Source organism: Blastococcus sp. SYSU DS0616, from assembly GCF_054051015.1.
This window is the reverse complement of sequence record NZ_JBJHAJ010000024.1, coordinates 17,304-36,336: the sequence shown is the minus strand read 5'-3', so window position 1 is coordinate 36,336 and position 19,033 is coordinate 17,304. Positions and strand designations below refer to the sequence as shown.

At 73.6% G+C, this 19,033-nt stretch carries 16 protein-coding genes; 4 read left to right on the top strand and 12 right to left on the bottom strand.

The annotated features are described in order from the left end of the window. Positions 1–2 precede the first annotated feature (2 nt). The 5 genes from ACI79K_RS16450 to ACI79K_RS16430 are packed head-to-tail and all read right to left on the bottom strand — an operon-like array spanning position 3 to position 5,587. On the bottom strand, positions 3–1,040 hold the full coding sequence (locus tag ACI79K_RS16450) for an ABC transporter ATP-binding protein (RefSeq protein ID WP_456590609.1): 1,038 nt from the start codon (positions 1,038–1,040) through the stop codon (positions 3–5). Continuing rightward, a complete protein-coding gene (locus ACI79K_RS16445) occupies positions 1,037–2,128 on the bottom strand; it encodes an ABC transporter ATP-binding protein (RefSeq protein WP_456600232.1) in 1,092 nt (363 codons plus the stop codon). Before ACI79K_RS16445 ends, ACI79K_RS16450 begins: the two co-directional genes overlap by 4 nt. Further along, on the bottom strand, positions 2,125–3,123 hold the full coding sequence (locus tag ACI79K_RS16440; protein WP_456600231.1) for an ABC transporter permease subunit: 999 nt from the start codon (positions 3,121–3,123) through the stop codon (positions 2,125–2,127). Before ACI79K_RS16440 ends, ACI79K_RS16445 begins: the two co-directional genes overlap by 4 nt. After that, a complete protein-coding gene (locus tag ACI79K_RS16435) occupies positions 3,120–4,061 on the bottom strand; it encodes an ABC transporter permease (RefSeq protein WP_456590637.1) in 942 nt (313 codons plus the stop codon). Before ACI79K_RS16435 ends, ACI79K_RS16440 begins: the two co-directional genes overlap by 4 nt. Then, complete coding sequence (locus ACI79K_RS16430; RefSeq protein ID WP_456590606.1) at positions 4,058–5,587, bottom strand: ABC transporter substrate-binding protein; 1,530 nt, start codon at positions 5,585–5,587, stop codon at positions 4,058–4,060. The genes ACI79K_RS16435 and ACI79K_RS16430 overlap by 4 nt, the downstream gene beginning before the upstream one ends. A 137-nt stretch (positions 5,588–5,724) precedes the next feature. On the opposite strand from ACI79K_RS16430, the gene ACI79K_RS16425 reads away from it, so the two are divergent. Both ACI79K_RS16425 and ACI79K_RS16420 read left to right on the top strand, forming a co-directional pair. Further along, positions 5,725–6,744, top strand: coding sequence for a dipeptide epimerase (locus tag ACI79K_RS16425; RefSeq protein ID WP_456600230.1), 1,020 nt, complete (start codon positions 5,725–5,727; stop codon positions 6,742–6,744). Further along, positions 6,741–7,784: a DUF1611 domain-containing protein gene (locus ACI79K_RS16420; protein WP_456600229.1), complete on the top strand. Its 1,044-nt coding sequence runs from the start codon at positions 6,741–6,743 to the stop codon at positions 7,782–7,784. Before ACI79K_RS16425 ends, ACI79K_RS16420 begins: the two co-directional genes overlap by 4 nt. A gap of 6 nt (positions 7,785–7,790) precedes the next feature. Here ACI79K_RS16420 and ACI79K_RS16415 read toward each other — a convergent pair whose 3' ends face one another. The 7 genes from ACI79K_RS16415 to ACI79K_RS16385 form a co-directional block, all read right to left on the bottom strand. Then, complete coding sequence (locus ACI79K_RS16415; RefSeq protein WP_456590603.1) at positions 7,791–7,949, bottom strand: hypothetical protein; 159 nt, start codon at positions 7,947–7,949, stop codon at positions 7,791–7,793. Positions 7,950–7,963: 14 nt separating this feature from the next. Then, the gene (locus ACI79K_RS16410) at positions 7,964–9,091 is read right to left on the bottom strand and encodes a class E sortase (protein ID WP_456600228.1); all 1,128 of its coding nucleotides are present in this window, start codon (positions 9,089–9,091) and stop codon (positions 7,964–7,966) included. 169 nt (positions 9,092–9,260) lie between these two features. Then, a complete protein-coding gene (locus tag ACI79K_RS16405) occupies positions 9,261–10,847 on the bottom strand; it encodes a fibronectin type III domain-containing protein (protein WP_456600227.1) in 1,587 nt (528 codons plus the stop codon). A 337-nt stretch (positions 10,848–11,184) separates the two neighbouring features. Further along, a complete protein-coding gene (locus tag ACI79K_RS16400; RefSeq protein ID WP_456600226.1) occupies positions 11,185–12,399 on the bottom strand; it encodes an acyl-CoA dehydrogenase family protein in 1,215 nt (404 codons plus the stop codon). A 106-nt stretch (positions 12,400–12,505) separates the two neighbouring features. Then, positions 12,506–13,360, bottom strand: a complete 855-nt coding sequence (locus ACI79K_RS16395) for a MaoC family dehydratase (protein ID WP_456600225.1) — start codon at positions 13,358–13,360, stop codon at positions 12,506–12,508. A gap of 1 nt (position 13,361) precedes the next feature. Further along, a complete protein-coding gene (locus ACI79K_RS16390; protein ID WP_456600224.1) occupies positions 13,362–14,717 on the bottom strand; it encodes a 3-oxoacyl-ACP reductase in 1,356 nt (451 codons plus the stop codon). A gap of 129 nt (positions 14,718–14,846) precedes the next feature. Beyond that, positions 14,847–16,142: an acetyl-CoA C-acetyltransferase gene (locus tag ACI79K_RS16385; protein ID WP_456600223.1), complete on the bottom strand. Its 1,296-nt coding sequence runs from the start codon at positions 16,140–16,142 to the stop codon at positions 14,847–14,849. Between the two features lie 60 nt (positions 16,143–16,202). Here ACI79K_RS16385 and ACI79K_RS16380 point away from each other — a divergent pair, with 60 nt between their 5' ends. Further along, on the top strand, positions 16,203–16,940 hold the full coding sequence (locus ACI79K_RS16380) for a TetR family transcriptional regulator (protein ID WP_456600222.1): 738 nt from the start codon (positions 16,203–16,205) through the stop codon (positions 16,938–16,940). After that, positions 16,937–18,976 carry an acyl-CoA dehydrogenase family protein gene (locus ACI79K_RS16375; RefSeq protein WP_456600221.1) on the top strand — a complete coding sequence of 680 codons (2,040 nt, stop codon included), beginning with the start codon at positions 16,937–16,939 and terminating at the stop codon, positions 18,974–18,976. Before ACI79K_RS16380 ends, ACI79K_RS16375 begins: the two co-directional genes overlap by 4 nt. Positions 18,977–19,033 lie beyond the last annotated feature (57 nt).

The window sequence follows — 19,033 nt, the reverse complement described above, 5'->3', positions numbered from 1 at the left end:
CCTCAGGGGTCGGCGGTGACGCCCTCCGGGGTCTTCGTCACCGGGGTGCCGGCGACGCCGTGCAGGTGGCATGCGGCCAGCTGGCCGGGCGACCCGGCCGGCTGCAGCGCCGGGTCGACGTCGTCGCACGGCTCGAAGACGTACGGGCAGCGGGTGCGGAACCGGCAGCCCGAGGGGACGTCGGAGGGCGAGGGGACGTCGCCGTGCAGCACGATCCGCTCCCGCGCCCGCTCCTGCGCCGGGTGCGGCACGGGCACCGCCGACAGCAGCGCCTGCGTGTACGGCATCTGCGGCTCGCTGCCCACGGCGGCCGCGGGCCCGATCTCCACGATCCGCCCCAGGTACATGACCGCGATCCGGTCGGAGATGTGCCGGACGGCGGAGAGGTCGTGGGAGATGAACAGCAGGGTGAGCCCCAGCTGCCGCTGCAGCCGGCGCAGCAGGTTGAGCACCTGGGCCTGCACGCTCACGTCGAGGGAGGCGATCGCCTCGTCGCAGACCAGGAAGTCCGGCTCCCCCGCCAGCGCCCGGGCGATGCCGACGCGCTGGCGCTGCCCACCGGAGAACTCGTGCGGGTAGCGCCCGGCCACCACCGGGTCCAGGCCCACGAGCTCCAGCAGCTCGCCCACCCGCGCCGCGCGTTCGCGCTTGCCCGAGCGCAGGCCGTGCACCTCCAGCGGCTCGCTCACCGTCTGGGCCACGGTGCGCCGCGGGTCGAGGGAGGCGAACGGGTCCTGGAACACCATTCCGGCCCGGCGGCGCATCTCCTTGAGACCGCGGCGGTCCAGCGAGGTGACGTCGGTGCCGTCGAAGGTGATCGTCCCCCCGGTCGGCGGCACCAGCCGCAGCAGCGCGTTGCCCAGCGTCGACTTCCCGCAGCCGGACTCCCCCACCAGGCCAAGGGTCTCGCCGCGCAGGATGTCCAGGTCGACGCCGTCGACGGCGCGCAGCACGCTCGCGGGCGCCCGGCGCAGGCCGCCGCCCCCGACGGGGAAGTGCACCTCCAGGCCGCGGGCGGAGACCAGCACGTCCTCGCTCATGCCGGGCTCCCCCCGTCCGTGCCCTCGGTGCACCAGGTGGCCGCGCGGTGCGGCAGCCCCGCGCCCTTCCCCGACCCTTCGCCGGCGTAGGCGCTCGACGCGGTCGCGCCCACCGGCCCGCCGGCCGCGGCGCGGGAGACGACCGCCAGCGGCGGCTGCTCCGTCTCGCAGCGCGGATCGGCCCGCACCGGGCAGCGCGGCCAGAACACGCAGCCCGGCGGCAGGTCGGTGGGGGGCGGCGGCAGACCCGGGATCGCGGTCAGCTCGGGCACCTCGCCGTCGGGGCCCACCGGTGCGGCCAGGTCGGGCAGCGAGCCCAGCAGCCCACGGGTGTAGGGGTGTGCCGGGCGCTCCAGGACGTCGTCGACAGTGCCGTCCTCCACGCACCGGCCGCCGTACATGACCAGCACCCGGTCGGCGATCCCGGCGACCACACCGAGGTCGTGGGTGATCCAGATGACGCCGGTGCCGTGCTCGGCCTGCAGCTTCTCGACCAGGTCGATGATCTGCGCCTGCACCGTGACGTCGAGCGCGGTGGTCGCCTCGTCGGCGATCAGCAGCGACGGGGAGTTGCTCAGCGCGATCGCGATGACCACCCGCTGGCGCATGCCGCCCGACAGCTCGTGCGGGTAGCGGTCCAGCGCCTTCTCGGGATCGGGCAGGCCGACCTCGCGGAGCAGGTCCGCCGCGCGGGTCCGGGCGTCGGCCTTGGAGACGTCGCCGTGCGCCCGGATGCCCTCGACCAGCTGCCGGCCGATGGTGAGCACCGGGTTCAGCGAGGTCATCGGGTCCTGGAACACCATGCCGGCGCCCGGGCCGCGCACCTGGCGCAGCCGCTCGGGTGACATGGTCAGCAGGTCCTCGCCCTGCAGCAGCGCCCGGCCGGTCACCGTCGCCACCCGGGCGGGGAGCAGGCCGAGCAGCGCCAGCACCGAGACGCTCTTGCCGCTGCCGGACTCCCCGACCACGGCGACCGTCTCCCCCGCGCCGACGGTGTAGCTCAGCCCGTTGACGACGTCGGCCGGCCCGCGCGGGGTGCGCAGCCGCACCCGCAGGTCCTCGACCTCCAGCACCGGCTCGCCGCTCACTTGCCACCCCCGGCCATCAGGGTGCGCTGCCGCGGGTCCAGCGCGTCGCGGAGCCCGTCGCCGAGCAGGTTGAAGCAGAGCACGGTCAGGAAGATCGCCATCCCCGGGAAGAACGCCAGCCACCAGGCCAGGTCGATGTAGCCGCGTCCCTCGGCCAGCATCAGCCCCCACGAGGGGTTGGGCGGCTGGGTGCCCAGACCGAGGAACGACAGCGCCGCCTCGGCCAGCACCGCGAACGCCAGGCTGATCGAGGTCTGCACGATGATCGGCGGCGCGGCGTTCGGCAGGATGTGCCGGGTGAGGATCCGCCAGTCCGAGGCCCCCACCGACCGCGACGCCCGCACGTAGACCTCCTCGCGCACGCCCAGCACGCTCGCGCGGGTGACCCGGGCGAAGATCGGCGTGTAGACGATCCCGATCGCCAGCGCGGTGTTGCCCGACCCGGGTCCGCGGACGGCGAGGACGGCGATCGCCAGCAGCACGGCGGGGAACGCGAAGAGCATGTCCATGAACCGCATCAGGACGTCGTCGACCCACTTGCCGTAGTAGCCGGCGAGCAGGCCGATCAGGGTGCCGACGACGAGCGCGAAGCCGACGGCGAGGAAGCCCACCCGCAGCGACACCGAGGCGCCGAGGATGACCCGGCTGAGGATGTCCCGGCCGAGGTCGTCGGTGCCGAACGGGTGCTCCCAGCTGGGCGACTGGAGCCGGTCGGTCACCGAGATCTCGTTGGCCCCCTCCGGGGCGAACGTGTCGTCGAAGAAGGCCACGACCACGATCAGCAGCAGGACCGCCGAGGCGATCGCCGCCGTCGGGTTGCGCGCCAGCAGGCCGAGCGTCTCCCGCCAGCGCGGGCGGGCCGGGCGCAGCGTGGGCGGCGCCGACCGCGACTCCCGCTGCGGCGATCCGCCCGGGGGCTCCTCGGGGGCCTCCGGGCGGCGCTCGCCGCTCGGCTCCTGGTAGGGCGGCGGCCCGGGGGTCGGCTGGATGCTCATCGGCGGATCCGCGGGTCGATGGCGGTGTAGAGGAGGTCGACGACGAGGTTGATCACCAGGAAGACCAGCGCGAACAGCAGGATGGCACCCTGCAGCACCGGGTAGTCGCGGGCCTGCACCGCCTGCAGGGCCAGCTGACCCAGCCCCGGCCAGGAGAAGACGATCTCCACGACGACCACCCCCGACAGCAGGTAGGCCAGCTGCACGCCGGTCACCGTGACCAGTGGCAGCAGGGCGTTGCGGAGCACGTGCCAGGAGAAGACCTGCCGCTGCGGCAGCCCCTTGGCCTGCGCCGTCCGCACGTGGTCGGCGCCCAGGGCCTCCAGCATGCTGGACCGGACGAACCGGGTGATCACCGAACCGGAGACCACGCCGGTCACCAACGCCGGCATGAGCAGCCGCTGGAACCAGGCTCCGGGGTCCTCGCTGAGCGGCACGTACCCGCCCGAGGGCAGCCAGCCCAGCGTCCCGGCGAAGACCAGGATCAGCACGATCCCCATCCAGAAGTCGGGCACCGAGATGCCGAACTGGCTGATCACGGTGGCGACCCGGTCGACGAGCGAGCGCGGGCGCAGCGCCGAGATCGTGCCCAGCGGGATGGCGATGAGCAGGGCGACCAGGATCGCGGCGAACGCCAGCGTCAACGTGGCCGGCAGCCGCTCGGCGATCTGGGAGGTCACCGTCTCGCCGCTGCGGAAGCTGACCCCCAGGTCCCCGGTCAGGGCCCGGCCGAACCAGCCGAAGAACTGCTCGACCAGCGGCTGGTCCAGCCCCGACCGCTCGCGGAGGGCGTCGTAGCTCTGCTGCGAGAAGCGGGTGCCCAGGGCGAGCCGCACCGGATCGCCCGGTACGAGGTGCACCAGGCCGAACACGATGACGCTCACTCCGGCGAGGACGACCGCCGACTGGCCGATCCGCCGGAGGACGTAGCCGGTCAGGGCAACTCCACGCCTTCGAAGTTGATCGCCTTGTCGGCGCGGATCTCGTACCCGGACAGCCCCGGCGCCCAGGCCTGCACGACGTCAGGGTTGTAGAGGTACACGTAGGAGACGTCGTCGACGATGAGCTGCGCCGCCTGGTCGTAGAGGTCCTTGCGGGTGTCCTCGTCGGTCTCCGTCGACGCCTCGGTGAGCAGCCGGTCCACCTCGGGGTTGCTGTAGCCCTGGTAGTTGTTCGAGCCGTCGGTGATGTGCTGCGAGTGGTAGTAGTCGAACGGGTCGATGTTGCCCAGCCAGCCGAGCATGAAGGCGTCGAAGTCGCCCTGGCTCTGCCGGTCCAGCCAGGTCGCGAAGTCCACGGTCTGGACGTCCACGTTGATCCCGATCGGCTGCAGCTGGCTGGCGATGACCTGCGCGGCGGTGACGGTCTCGGGGAACTCGTCGGTGACCATCAGGCCCATCGTGATGGGCGTCTGGACGCCGGCCTGCTCCAGCAGCGCCTGCGCCTCCTCGGCGCTCGGCTCGAACGGGGCGTAGTCGTAGTAGTAGAAGCTGTCCTCGGGGATGGCGGTCTGGTTGGGCTGCGCCGCCCCGAACCGGGCCGCCTCGGTGACCGCGGCGCGGTCGATGGCGGTGGCGATCGCCTGCCGCACCTGCGGGTTGCCGAAGGGCTCCCGGTCGTAGTTCATGCTCATGTACCAGTAGTCGACGCTGGGCGTGGTGGCCAGCTCGACGGCGTCGTCGCCCTCCAGCGACTCGATCTGCTGCGGCGGGATGTTGTCGGTCCACTGCACCTCGCCGTTCTGCAGCGCGGTGAGCGCCGCGGCCGGCTCGGTGATGTAGCGGAACTCGACCCCGTCGAGCGTGGGCTCCTGGCCCCAGTACTCGTCGAACCGGGTCAGCACCGTGCTGCTCGCGTCCGAGCTCTCCAGCTGGAACGGGCCGGTGCCGACCGCCTCGGTGTTGAGGTCGAACTCCTCGGCCGCGCCCTCGGGCAGGATCGCCATGCCCTTGAAGCCGCCGATCAGCGCCGGCAGGTTGGGCGTCGGCTGGCTGACGGTGATCTCGACGGTCTGCGGATCGGCCGCCTCGACCGACTCCACGTTGGCGAACCGGTACGAGTTGGCGAGCTCCTCGTCGATGATCCGGTTGTACGAGTAGACGACGTCGGCGGCGTCGAACTCGCTGCCGTCGTGGAACGTGACGCCCTCGCGGAGGGTGAACGTCCAGGTCAGCCCGTCCTCGCTGGTCTCCCAGCTCTCGGCCAGGCTGGGCTCCATCGTCAGGTCGTCGGCGGCCGGGACGACGAGGGTGTCGTAGACGTTCTCCAGGATCTGGAACGCCGGGTAGGCCGTCGTCGTGTGCGGGTCGAGCTTGTCGGGCTGCGCGCTCACCGCGGCCACGAGCACGTTGTCCCCGCCGCCGCCACCGCCGCCACCGGTGTCGACGCTCTCCCCACCGCCGCCGCAGGCGGAGAGGGCGAGCGCGCCGACGGCGCCCAGGGACAGGAGTCGGGTGGTGCGCACGGGAACCTCCGGGGTCGGGGCAGGTCGTCCACCTCCGACCTTGACCCCGTCGCTGCCGGCCGACAACCCGAACCGACCGCTGAGCAGGATCGTTGCCTGTTCGAGACATCCCGGCCGTGGCCCGCCAGACTCACCCCGTGGAACTCACCTGCCGTCGCCTGACACTGCGCCTGCGCGACACGTTCACCATCGCCCGCTCGTCGGTGGACACCGAGGAGGTGCTCGTGGTCGGGCTCGCCGACGGGGGCGTCCGCGGGTACGGCGAGGGCGCGCCGGTGGCCTACTGGGGCGAGTCGGTGCCCGCGATGGCCGACGCCGTCGCCGCGGACGGGCGCGCGCTGCTCGGCGACGACCTGCGCGACCTGGAGGGCATCGCCCGCCGGCTGCGCGCCTGGGACGGCCCGCAGGGCGCGAAGATGGCCCTCGACGGGGCGGTGCACGACTGGGTGGGCCGCCGCTACGGCCTGCCGGTCTGGCGGCTGCTGGGGCTGGACGGGGTGCTCCCGCCGACGAGCTTCACCATCGGGATCACGACCGTGGCCGAGACCGCCGCCCGGGTCCGGCGCGCCCCCGGCTTCGCCGTCTACAAGGTGAAGGTGGGCGGGCCGGAGGACCTCGCCCGGCTGGAGGCGATCCGGTCGGTCACCGACGCCCCGCTGCGGATCGACGGCAACGAGGGCTGGACCCTCGACCAGGCCCGCGACCTCCTGCCCCGGCTGCGCGAGCTGGGGGTCGAGATGATCGAGCAGCCGTTCCCGGCAGCCGACCTGGACTCGTTCGCCCGCTACCGCGAGTTGCCCGGCCGGCTCCCGGTCTTCGTCGACGAGGGTTGCAAGGACCTGGCCTCGGTGGCCGGCATCGCCGGTTACGCGGACGGCATCGTGGTGAAGCTGGCCAAGTGCGGCGGCATCCGCGAGGCCCACCGCATGATCGCCGCGGCGGCCGCGCTGGACCTGCGGGTGATGCTCGGCTGCATGATCGAGTCGCAGCTCGGCATCGCGCAGGCCGCCCAGCTGGGCCCCCTCGCCGATCTGGTCGACCTGGACGGCCACCTGCTGATCAGCGACGAGCCGTTCACCGGCCTGGGCTTGCGGGACGGGCGGCTGGTGCTGCCGGACGCACCGGGGCTCGGGCTCGTCACGGAGGATGCGGCGTGAGCGCCGAACGGCTCGCCGTCCTCACCGGTGGCCAGCTCGCGGAGTCCTACGCCAAGACCGCCCACGGGGTGCTGCGCTACGGCGCCCGCGAGGTCGTGTGCGTGATCGACGACGTCCACGCCGGGCAGCGGGCGGTGGACGTCGTCCCGTTCTGCGCCCGCCCCGTGCCGGTCGTCGCCGACGTCGCGGCGGCCCGGGAGCTCGGCGCGACGACGGTGCTGCTCGGCGTGGCCCCGCTCGGGGGCCGGCTGACCGACACCTGGCGGCGGACGCTGCTCGCGGCGCTGCGCCTGGGGATGCACGTCGAGGCGGGGCTGCACACGGATCTGGGCGCCGATCCTGAACTGGCGGCGGCCGCCCGGGCGGCCGGGGTCCGGATCCGGGACCTGCGGGCGGTGCCGGACGACCTCGGGGTGCCGCTTACCGGGCCGGTCGGGGCCCGGGTCGTGCACACGGTGGGCTCGGACTGCGCGATCGGGAAGATGAGCGTCGTCCTGGAGCTCGACCAGGCCGCGCGGGACCGCGGGCTGCGCTCGGTGTTCGTGGCCACCGGGCAGACCGGGGTCGCCATCTCGGGGTGGGGCATGGCGGTGGACCACGTGATCTCCGACTTCGTCGCCGGCGCCGCCGACCGGCTGGTGCGCGAGGGGGCGACCCGTGGTGATCTGCTCTGGCTGGAGGGCCAGGGCTCGATCCACCACCCGGCCTACTCGGGGGTGACGCTCGGCCTGCTGCACGGCTCCTCGGCGGACGCGCTGGTGCTGTGCCACCGGGCCGGGCGCACCGCGATCGCCGACTACCCGGGCACCGCGCTCCCGTCGCTGGGCGAGATCGTGCGCGGCTACGAGCAGGCCGCCGGGTGGGTGCGCCCCGCGCGGGTCGCCGCCGTCGCGCTGAACACCGCCGGGCTGGACGACGCCGACGCCCGGGCCGCGGTCGGGTCCGCCGCGGCGGAGACCGGGCTGGTCAGCGACGACGTCGTCCGCTTCGGCGCGACCCGGGTGCTCGACGCCGTGCTGAGCGCGCTCGACCGGGGGTGAGCCGGGTCAGCCGTCGACGGTGACGTCGTTCCAGGGCAGCTGCGGCTCCACCCAGGGGAAGACGACGAAGAGCAGCAGGGCGCAGACGGCGAGCGCCAGCACCAGCGCCTCCAGCGTCTTCGCGCCCCTCCCGCCGGGCAGGGAACGCCAGATCCAGCCGTACATCGCAGCCTCCTCGGTCAGCTCTCGCGCAACGCCGGCGGGCCGTCGGGCATCTCCGCCTTGGGGATGCCCGCGCCGTCGAGCTCCGCGTGGATGATCAGCCGCTGCTTCGCGGAGAACCGCGGGTGGCAGGTCGTGAGCGTGAGGTAGGAGCCCGTCGGCCCGACGGCGACATCGGCGTTCGGCGTCGGGGCGATGACCGAGACGTCGCTCGGGCTGACGATCTGCATGCCGGGGATCCCGCTGGGGTCGGCGTCGACGTCGCCGGTCGCCGGGTCGCCCAGCACCCGGTACACGAACCAGGTGTCGGCGGTCTCCACGACGATCGGGTCGCCGGCGCGCATCGCGTCCAGCTCCAGGAAGGGCGAGCCCTTGCCCACGCGGTGGCCGGCCAGCGCGACGTTGCCGGGCTCACCGGGCATCGCCGTGTCGGCGTAGTGGCCCGGGCCCTGCGAGAGCTCGTTCTCGGTGGTCCCCTCGAGGATGACGCGCGCGTAGTCCTCGCCCAGCCGCGGGATCCGCAGGACGCCGAACGCGTCCCCGATCTCCACCTGGACCAGGCCGGCGTCGGCGGGGGCGTCCTCCCAGCGCTCCTGCAGCTCGGCGCTGAGCTGGCCCTGCCGGCGGTCGGTGAGCAGGTCGGTGACGTACACCTCGTAGACGACGAACAGGAGCAGCACCAGACCGGCCGTCACGAACAGCTCGCCGATGCCGCGGGACACCACCTGCCACCGCGGTTCGCGGCGCCGGGGGCCGCCGGCCGGCTCCTCGCCGTCGTCGTCCCACGACGGGTCGTCCCAGGACTGGTCGTCCCACGACTGGTCGTCCCAGGAGCCATCGACCGAGGTGCCGCCGTCCGAGGGGATGTCGTCCCAGGACCCGTCGTCCGAGACGAGCTGGTCCCAGTGCTCGTCCCACGGCCCGTCGTCCCACGGGCGTTCGGCCGAAGGGGCGTCGGCGACGGTGCCCGCCGGGCTGCCACCCCCGGCCGGGCGCGCGCCGTACCGCGGCGCGGCGGCGCGACTGGATACCGGCGGTACGGGCGGGCGACCGAGCACCGGCACCACGTCGGGCTCGGCGACGCGGTCCCACCGCTGCGTGGGACGGGTGTCGTCCTCGCGCCGTCCCCGGTCCGGGTCCGCCATACCGTGCCCCCGGTCGTCGGCCTGCGTGCACGCCCGTGGCGCGCCTCGCCAGATGTTAAGTGACGGAACAGGTGCTCAGCGTGATCCGACGCGCCGTGGGACGCCGGAGGCCCGGGCCCGCCGGTGAGGGCGGGACCCGGGCCCCAGATGCGTCGTGCGGCCGTACGGATCAGGCGGCGCGACGGCGGGCGGCACGCAGCAGCGCGCCACCCGCGGCGAGCGCCACCAGTCCGCCCACCACCGGCACGGCGATGTCGGCACCGGTGGAGGCCAGCGTGGTGCCGGCGCCGGTGGGCGCCGTCGTCTCGTCCTCGGCGGGTGCGGCGACGGTGACGTCCAGGCGGAGGAAGCGCTCCGTGCCGTCCGGCGCGAAGCCGGAAGCCACCAGGCTGTGCTGGCCCGCCGCGAGATCGGCCGGCACGGTCACCGCCGTGCGGAAGTCGCCGTTGCCATCGGTGGTCGCGGTCCCCAGCAGCCGCGGCTCGGAGTAGATGACGATGGCCACCGTCGAGTTCGGCCGGAAGCCCGTGCCGATGACGACCAGCTCGTCGCCCGGGGCGGCGCTGGTGATGTCACCCTTGTCGGTGGTCAGGGTCAGCGACGTGGTGGGGACCGTGGCCGGCACCCGGGGGGTGTCCGCCTTCTCCTCCGGGGTCGGCTCCGGAGCCGGCGGGGTGCTCATGACCGGGGCGGACGGCGTGACGGTCAGCGCGTTGCTGATCGCGCCCGGTCCCCGACCACTGGTGGCGCGCACGACCACGATCGCCGGCGTGCCGTTGGTCAGACCCGGGACCGTGCCGGTACGCGCGCCATCCTTGGTCGAGGTCGTGGTCAACGGTGCCCAGGCGTCCTTGTCCACCCGGTACTCCCAACCGGTGACCGCCGTCCCCGTGTCGGTGCCGGGGGTGAAGGCGACCGTGGCCGAGCCGTCGCCCGCGGTCAGGGCCGTCAGCGTCGGAGCGTTCGGCGCGGGGCAGTCGACGTAGTTTCCGCTGACCGAGCCGTTGCCGCCGATCTCACTGACACCGTTCACCGTGGCCGTCTCGGGCGCCAGATTCGAGCCACCACCGCCACCGGCGCCGTCCTCACCGTCGCTGCCCCCGGCGCCGCCGCCGTAGAGGCCGCCGCCACCACCGCCCGCATTGTGGCCCGTGGCCGCACCACCGACCCCGCCGATGCCGTCGCCGCCCGTCCCGGAGCTCCAGCCGGACGCGCCGCCGGCGCCGGGCGCCGAGGCCGTGCCGCCGGTGCCGCCGAGGACGCCCGCCGACTCGTCGACGCCCTTCACGCCGACCGGGCCGGCGTTCCCCCCGCCGACGTAGTAGCCGCCACCACCGCCGCCGCCGGCGATGATCAGCGGCGAGCCGTCGAGGAGGAGTGCGCTGCGCCCGCCGCCGCCACCGCCGAAGTGACCGTTGCCACCACTGGGCTGACCGCCGCTGCCGCCGCCTAGTCCCTCGAATCCCGGGATGTCGAACGGGGCGCCGCTCTGGCCGGCCACCAGTTCGAAGACCTGGCCGGGGGTCGCGGGCAGGCGGGCCTCGACGCGCCCACCCAAACCGCCGTTGCTGTGGTTGCCGCCGCCACCGGACGCCCCCGACACCACCCAGTCGACGGCGCACACGCCGGCCGGGATGGGCTCCGTCATCGTCGACGCCGACGTGGTGCCCCAGGAGATGTCGGTGGGCAGGTCCGCCTGCGCGACGCCGCCGACCGCGAGAACTGTCGTGGAGAGGCCCATCGCACCGACGGCCACGAGGCCCAGGGCACGACGAGATGGAGACGTGGAACGCACGCCGACCCCCGTGATGATCGAACCCGGGACGCCGGGCGCGGACGCCCGGAGCCGGGCGACGGAGCACGGGACCACGCGCACTCCGGCGCTCCGGTGGCGCAACGCCGCCTGGCACGGGCGTGCCTGCGCGTTACCCGTTCGTGATCCTGGATCGCCGACGACCGGCCGACGCGCTCGTGGATGCAGTCGAAACTGTGCCGAACGCCGTCCGGCGGGTTGTCAGGTCACGGGACGCTCGTCGGGCGCCCGGCGGGTGCCCGACGCCGTCGTCACCACCCTGCCGGGGCGGCGACTCGCGTCACCGGATCTGCACGCCGGAGATCGTGCGGGCGATGACCAGGCGCTGGATCTCCGAGGTCCCCTCGAAGATGGTGTAGATCTTCGCGTCCCGCGCCATGCGCTCGACGGGGTAGTCGCGGGTGTAGCCGTTGCCGCCGAGGATCTGCATCGCCTGCTCGGTGACCCGCACCGCGGTCTCCCCGGCGACGAGCTTGGACATCGAGCCCTCGGCCGCGGTGAACTGCTGCCCGTTGCGCGCCATCCACGCGGCCCGCCAGACGAGCAGGCGGGCGGCGTCGATCCGCGTCCGCATGTCGGCGAGCTGGAAGGCGATCGCCTGGTTCTCGATGATCGGCCGGCCGAACTGCACCCGCTGCTTCGCGTAGTCAAGCGCGTAGTCGTAGGCGGCCCGCGCCACCCCGACGGCCTGCGCGCCGACCGCCGGCCGGGTGCGCTCGAAAGTGGCCATCGAGGGCTGGGTGCGCCCGCTCTTCGCGCCCTCGCGGGCACGGGCGAGGCGCTCCTCCAGCCTCTCCCGCCCGCCGAGCAGGCAGTCACCGGGGATGCGGCACTCGTCGAGGACGACCTCAGCGGTGTGCGAGGCGCGGATGCCGTGCTTCAGGAACTTCTGCCCCTGGCTGATGCCCTTCGTGCCCGGCGGGACGACGAAGCTGGCGTGCCCGCGCGCCTTGAGCTCGGGGTCCACGACGGCGGTGACCACGTGGATGTCGGCGATCCCGCCGTTGGTCGCCCAGGTCTTGGTGCCGGTCAGCACCCACTCGTCGGTCGCCTCGTCGTAGACCGCCCGCGTCCGCATGGCGCCGACGTCGGACCCGGCGTCGGGCTCCGAGGAGCAGAAGGCGGCGACCTTCGGCTGGGCTTCCGTGCCGAACATGGCCGGGATCCACTGGCCGACCTGCTCGTCGGTGCCGTTCGCACGCACCGAGGCCGCGGCCAGCGTGGTGCCGACGATCGCCAGCCCGATGCCGGCGTCACCCCAGAAGAGCTCCTCCATGGTGAGCGGGATGCCGAGGCCGGATTCGTCGAACCACTGGGTGGCGAAGAAGTCGAGCGAGTAGAGCCCGATCTTCGCCGCCTCCTGCAGCACCTCCCAGGGGAAGGCCTCCCGCTCGTCGTACTCGGCGGCCGCCGGGCGGACGACGGTCGCGGCGAACTCGTGCACCCACTTCTGCAGCTCGACCTGGTCCTCGGTGAGCTCGAACGACACGGCCATGCGGGTTCTCCTGTCAGTGCAGCCCGTTGATCATCGGCATCTGGTGGCCGTCACCGGCGTGTCGACCGGCCATTCGCCGATGATCGACGACGGAAAGAGCCCCTGGTCAGCGCGGACGGATGGTCCCGACCAGGTGTTCGGTGCCGGACTTCGCGTTGCGGACGGCAGCATCCCAGCCGCCGTCGGCCTGCGCGGTGGCGAGGGTGACCGTCGAGGGCAGGAACAGCGGCTTGCGGAAGGCGACGTCGACGCCGAACGCCTCGGGCAGCCGGTTGCCCACCGCCGCCAGCACGCGGGCCTTCACCCACATGCCGTGCGCGATCGCCCGCTTGAAGCCGAACGCCTTCGCGGTGAGCCCCGAGAGGTGGATCGGGTTCACGTCGCCGGAGACCGTGGCGTACCGGCGGCCGGCGTCGGCCGGGACCCGCCAGGTGGCGACCGGGCGCTCCAGGTCCCCCACCGCTACCGTCACATCGCTTTCCGGTGCACCCTCGGGAGCGCTGGCTCCCCGCGCCAGGTACGTCGAGCGGCTCCGCCAGACCTCCTCGCCGCCGGCCGAGACCGACGCGCACAGGTCGACCGTCGCCCCGCGTGGATGGCGGGCGAACCGCTCCGCCCACACCTCGAGGTCGAGCTCCTCGGTGACGCCGACCGGCCGCAGCACGTCGATCCGGTTGCGCACGTGCACCAGCCCGGGCAGGGCGAGCGGGAACGCGCGGTCGGTCATCAGCGCCGTCTGCAGCGGGAAGGTGAGCACGTGCGGGTAGGTCGCCGGCAGCGAGTCCGTCAGCGGGAACCCGCAGACGCGCGCGTAGTCGGCGAGGTGCGCGCCGTCCACCGCCACCCCGGTGCGCGCCAGCCGGGTGTTCGGCAGCTCCCCGCCCCGGCCGCGCGCGGTGAGCGCCGCCTTCGCGAACAGCGCCGCCATGTTCGGCGGCCCGTCGAACTCCGTCGTCGCCACCTCAGGCCCCCAGCATCGACTGGCCGCAGACCCGCACGGTTCGCCCGTTGACCCCGGCGCTGGCCGGCTGCGACAGCCAGGCGATCGTCTCGGCGACGTCGACCGGCAGCCCGCCCTGCTGCAGCGAGTTGATCCGCGAGCCGATCTCCCGGGTGCCGAAGGGCATCTTCGCCGTCATCTCGGTGACGATGAAGCCCGGCGCGACGGCGTTGATCGTGGCGTTCCGGCCGGCGAACTCCGGCGCCCAGGCGCGCACCATGCCGATGACGCCGGCCTTGCTCGCCGCGTAGTTGGTCTGGCCACGGTTGCCCGCGATGCCCGACTGCGAGGAGACGCAGACGACGCGGGCGCCGGGCCTGAGCGCGGCCTCGGCGTCCAGCAGCGCCTGGGTGATGTCCAGCTGCGCCTGCAGGTTCACCGCCATCACCGAGTTCCAGCGCGCGGCGTCCATGTTGACCAGCAGCTTGTCGCGGGTGATCCCGGCGTTGTGCACGACGACGTCGACCCCGCCGTGCCGCGCGACGAGCTGCTGCACCAGCCGCGGGCCGGCGTCCTCGGCGGTGATGTCCAGCGCCACGGCCGTGCCGCCGATCTCGTTCGCGACCTTCGCCAGCTGCTCCCCCGCGGCCGGGACGTCGACGGCCACCACGTGGGCGCCGTCCCGGGAGAGCACCTTCGCGATCGCCGCGCCGATGCCACGCGCGGCGCCGGTGACGACGGCGACCTTGCCGGCCAGCGGCTTCTCCTCGTCGGGGTTGGCCGGGACGTCGGCCGGCGAGACGGTGAGCAGCTGCCCGTCGACGTAGGCCGAGCGGCCGGAGAGGAAGAACCGCAGCGGGCTCGCCAGCGACGCCTCGGCGCCCTCGGGGACGAACAGGGCGTTGGCCGTCGACCCGTTCAGCAGCTCCTTGCCGATGGAGCGGACCAGTCCGTCCACCGCCTGGCGGGCCGCCGCCTGCGCCGGGGAGCCGGCGTCCGACGGCGGGTCGGCCAGGACCAGCACCCGGCCGGAGGCGCGCAGCCGCTTGATCGCCGGGGCCAGGAAGTCGTGTGCGCTGGCCAGGTCGGCCGGCCCGGCCAGCCCCGTCGCGTCGAGGACGACCGCGCCGAGCTTCTCGCCGTCGGTGCCGCCGTCGGCGGTGACCGGCGACTGCACCGTCACCCCGGCGTCCCGGAGGACGGCGGTGACCGTGTCGCGCAGCCGGCCCTGGCCGGCGGAGCCGACCACCACCGGCCCCGGCAGCAGCGGCTGCCCGGGCTCGTAGCGGCGCAGCTCCGCCGGCCGCGGCAGGCCGAGCTGCTTGGTGATCGTGGTGCCGAAGCCGGAATTGGCGAAGTTCGTGTACCAGTCAGCCATTGTTCAGTGCCTCCAGGAAGGGGATCGGGAGCGCCTGCCCACCGCTGCGGCCACCCGAGCGGACGTGCAGCCGGGCCGTGGCGCGGCTGCACGTCCGGTCGTGCGGGTGGAGCCGGCGAGTGCGCGAGGTCAGGACTCGAGGATGGCGACGACGCCCTGGCCGCCGGCGGCGCAGATGGAGATCAGGCCACGCTTGCCGGGGCCCGCCTCGTGCAGCTGCTTGGCCAGCTGGGCGACGATCCGGCCGCCGGTCGCGGCGAACGGGTGCCCCGCCGCCAGGGACGAGCCGTTGACGTTGAGCTTGGTCCGGTCGATCGAGCCCAGCGGGGCGTCCAGGCCCAGCTTCTCCTTGCAGTAGGCCGGGTCCTCCCAGGCCTTCATCGTCGCGAGCACCGTCGAGGCGAACGCCTCGTGGATCTCGTAGAAGTCGAAGTCCTGCAGGGTCAGCCCGTTGCGGGCCAGCAGCACCGGGACGGCGTAGACCGGCGCCATGAGCAGCCCCTCGCCGCCGTGCACGTAGTCGACGGCGGCGGTCTGCGCGTCGACGAGGTGCGCCAGCACCGGCAGCCCCTTGGCGTCGGCCCACTCGTCGGAGGCCAGCAGCACGGCCGAGGCGCCGTCGGTGAGCGGGGTCGAGTTGCCCGCGGTCATCGTGGCGTCGGGGTCGCCCGTGCCGAACACCGGCTTGAGCTTCGCCAGCTTCTCGACGCTGGAGTCCGGGCGCAGGTTGTTGTCGCGGGCCAGCCCGAGGAACGGCGTCACCAGGTCGTCGAAGAACCCGCGGTCGTAGGCGGCGGCCATGAGCTGGTGCGAGCGGGCGGCGAGCTCGTCCTGCTCCTCGCGGCCGATCCCCCACTCCTTCGCGGTGATCGCGGCGTGGTCGCCCATCGCCAGGCCGGTGCGCGGCTCGGCGTTGCGCGGGATCTCCGGGGCGATCATGCCCGGGCGGATCCGGCCGAGGACCTTGAGCCGGTCCTGCCACGTCCTGGCGTTGTTCAGCGCGATGAGCACGCGGCGCAGGTCCTCGCTGACCGCGAGCGGGGCGTCGGAGGTGGTGTCGACGCCACCGGCGATGCCGGACTCGATCTGCCCCAGCGCGATCTTGTTGGCGACGAGGATCGCCGCCTCCAGCCCGGTGCCGCACGCCTGCTGCACGTCGTACGCCGGGGTGGTCGGCGAGAGCTTGGAGCCCAGCACCGACTCGCGGGTGAGGTTGAAGTCGCGGGCGTGCTTGAGGACGGCGCCGGCCACCACCTCGCCCACCGACTCGCCCTGCAGCCCGAAGCGGGCGACCAGCCCGTCGAGCGTGGCGGTGAGCATGTCCTGGTTCGACGCCTGCGCGTAGGCGGAGTTGGACCGCGCGAACGGGATCCGGTTGCCGCCGACGATCGCGGCCTTGCGGGTGGCCGGGTTCTGGGTAGCCATCGGGACCTCCGAAGTCGGTGGGACTGGCCGGTACCAACAGTACCCGGTACCGTAGGTTCCGTGAAACTCGAGGCCATGGGAGGGGGGGCGGTGGCCCCGTCGTCGGGGGAGGCGGCCGCGGCCGTCCGGGACCGGCGCAGCTCGCGGTGGGACGAGCACCGCCGTGCCCGCCGCGCCGCGCTGGTCGATGCCGCCGTCGCCGCGATCGGCCGGCACGGCGCCGGCGTCGGCATGGACGAGATCGCCGCCGAGGCCGGCACCAGCAAGACCGTCGTCTACCGGCACTTCGCCGACCGCACCGACCTGTACGTGGCCGTCTGCGCGCGGGTCGCCGAGCAGCTGCTCCCCCGGCTGCGGGCGGCGATGGAGCACGCAGGTTCCCCACGCGAGATGACCACCGCGGCCGTCGAGGCCTACCTCGCCTTCTGCGAGGCCGACCCCGAGCTGTACCGGTTCGTCGTCCACCTGCACCCGACCGACCGACCGGTCGATGCCGACCCCATCGACAACCTCTCCGACCTGGTGGGCGACGAGGCGGCCGGGCTGCTGCGCACCGCCCTGACCCGGGCCGGCCGCGACCCCGCGCCCGCCGGACCGTGGGGGCACGGACTGATCGGCCTGGTCCGCGCCGCCGCCGACTGGTGGCTGCGGGCCGACCGGCCGATGCCCCGGGCCGAACTGGCCGCCCACCTCACCGACCTGGCCTGGTCCGGGCTCACCGGCGTCGTCCCGGTGCCCGACCGCGGACCCGACCGACCCGCACCGACCGCACGACCGACGTCCCAGGAGGAACAGTGACGAGCACCCTGCCGACCACGGTCGACCCGACCTTGCTCCAGGAGGCCCTCGACGGCCGCTGGGCGCACGTGCGCCGCGACGCCCGCGAGAACCTGCACGACCCCGAGATGCTGCCGGTCTACGGCGAGTCGATGGCCGAGGCCCGGGAGCGGGTCACCCGCATGGCGGCGAAGCTGGCCGAGTCCGGCCGCGTGACCCTGGGCTTCCCCAAGGAGTTCGGCGGCGAGGCCGACGCCGGCGGCTCGGTCACCTCGATCGAGATGCTCGCCTTCGTCGACCTCTCGCTCATGGTCAAGGCCGGCGTCCAGTGGGGGCTCTTCGGCGGCGCCGTCCAGCTGCTCGGCACGCGCCGGCACCACGAGACCTACCTGCGCGACATCATGAGCTTCGACCTGCCCGGCTGCTTCGCGATGACCGAGACCGGGCACGGCTCCGACGTCCAGCAGCTGCGCACCACGTGCACCTACGACCCGGCGACGCAGACGTTCGACCTGCACACCCCGCACGAGGCCGCGCGCAAGGACTACATCGGCAACGCCGCCAAGGACGGGCGGATGGCGGTCGTCTTCGCGCAGCTGGTCACCCAGGGGAAGAACCACGGCGTGCACGCCTGGCTGGTGCCCATCCGCGACGAGGACGGCAACCCGATGCCCGGCGTCACCATCGGCGACGACGGCCCCAAGGCCGGGCTGCTCGGCGTCGACAACGGGCGGCTGACGTTCGACCACGTCACGGTGCCGCGCGACATGCTGCTCGACCGCTACGGCCAGGTCGCCGAGGACGGCACCTACACCTCCACCATCGAGAACGAGACCCGCCGCTTCTTCACGATGCTCGGCACGCTGGTGCGCGGCCGGGTCAGCGTGGGCGGCTCCGCCTCGGCGGCCACCAAGCTGGCCCTCGACATCGCCGTCCGGTACGGCAACACCCGCCGCCAGTTCGCCGCCCCTGGTGAGGAGCGCGAGGTCGTCATCAACGACTACCTGGTGCACCAGCGCAAGCTGCTGCCGGCGCTGGCGAAGACCTATGCGCTGCACTTCGCCCAGAACGAGCTGGTGAGCACCATGCACGACGTCCAGACGGCGGTGCACGAGCACGGCCAGGAGATCGACGAGCAGGCCCAGCGGGAGCTGGAGTCGCGCGCCGCCGGGCTCAAGGTGGCCCAGACCTGGCACGCCACCCGCACCATCCAGATGTGCCGCGAGGCGTGCGGCGGCGCGGGCTACCTGCAGGAGAACCGGCTCCCCCACCTCAAGGCCGACACCGACGTCTTCACCACCTTCGAGGGCGACAACACCGTCCTGCTGCAGCTGGTGGCCAAGGGTCTGCTGACCGGCTACCGGGACGCCTTCGGCTCGCTCGACGGCTGGGGCCGGGTCGGCTTCGTCGCCGACATGGTGCGCGAGACGGTGCTGGAGCGGACGGCGGCCCGCGCGCTCCTCCAGCGGCTGGTCGACGCCGTCCCCGGCCGGGACGACGAGGTGCCGATGCTCGACCGCGGCTGGCAGGCCAAGATGCTCGAGTTCCGCGAGAAGCACGCGCTCGAGGGCGCCATCCGGCGGCTGCGCAACAACTCCACCACCGAGGGCATGGCTCCGTTCGACGTCTTCAACGACGTCCAGGACCACGTGCTGAAGACCGCCGAGGCGCACATCGACCGGATCGTCCTGGAGGCGTTCGTCGAAGGTGTGGACCGCGTCAGCGACCCCGCGGCGAAGGCGCTGCTGGACACCCTGTGCGACCTCTACGCCCTCTCGACCATCGAGGCGGACAAGGGCTGGTTCCTGGAGCACGGGCAGCTCACCCCGGCCCGGGCCAAGGCGCTCACGGCCACGGTGAACGGTCTGCTCAAGCAGCTGCGGCCGCACCTGACCACGCTGGTCGACGCCTTCGCCATCCCGGCGGACTGGAAGGCCGCGGCGATCCTGGAGGAGGAGCCGGCCCGGCAGGAGGCGATGGCCGCCCGCGACGCCGAGCTGCGGGCGAGCACCCCCGCCGGGACGGCGACCGACCTGGACGTCCCGCCCGGCCAGTAAGAGGACCCCCGTGCTCCCCGGCCCTCGCAGGCTCGGGCCGGGGCCCTGCACGGGGGC

What these genes read in the sequence shown, in the direction of transcription:
- ACI79K_RS16450 (WP_456590609.1), bottom strand. Translation starts at nt 1,040, where the DNA reads ATGAGCGAGGACGTGCTGGTCTCCGCCCGCGGCCTGGAGGTGCACTTC.
- ACI79K_RS16440 (WP_456600231.1), bottom strand. Translation starts at nt 3,123, where the DNA reads ATGAGCATCCAGCCGACCCCCGGGCCGCCGCCCTACCAGGAGCCGAGC.
- ACI79K_RS16415 (WP_456590603.1), bottom strand. Translation starts at nt 7,949, where the DNA reads ATGTACGGCTGGATCTGGCGTTCCCTGCCCGGCGGGAGGGGCGCGAAG.
- ACI79K_RS16410 (WP_456600228.1), bottom strand. Translation starts at nt 9,091, where the DNA reads ATGGCGGACCCGGACCGGGGACGGCGCGAGGACGACACCCGTCCCACG.
- ACI79K_RS16400 (WP_456600226.1), bottom strand. Translation starts at nt 12,399, where the DNA reads ATGGCCGTGTCGTTCGAGCTCACCGAGGACCAGGTCGAGCTGCAGAAG.
- ACI79K_RS16390 (WP_456600224.1), bottom strand. Translation starts at nt 14,717, where the DNA reads ATGGCTGACTGGTACACGAACTTCGCCAATTCCGGCTTCGGCACCACG.
- ACI79K_RS16385 (WP_456600223.1), bottom strand. Translation starts at nt 16,142, where the DNA reads ATGGCTACCCAGAACCCGGCCACCCGCAAGGCCGCGATCGTCGGCGGC.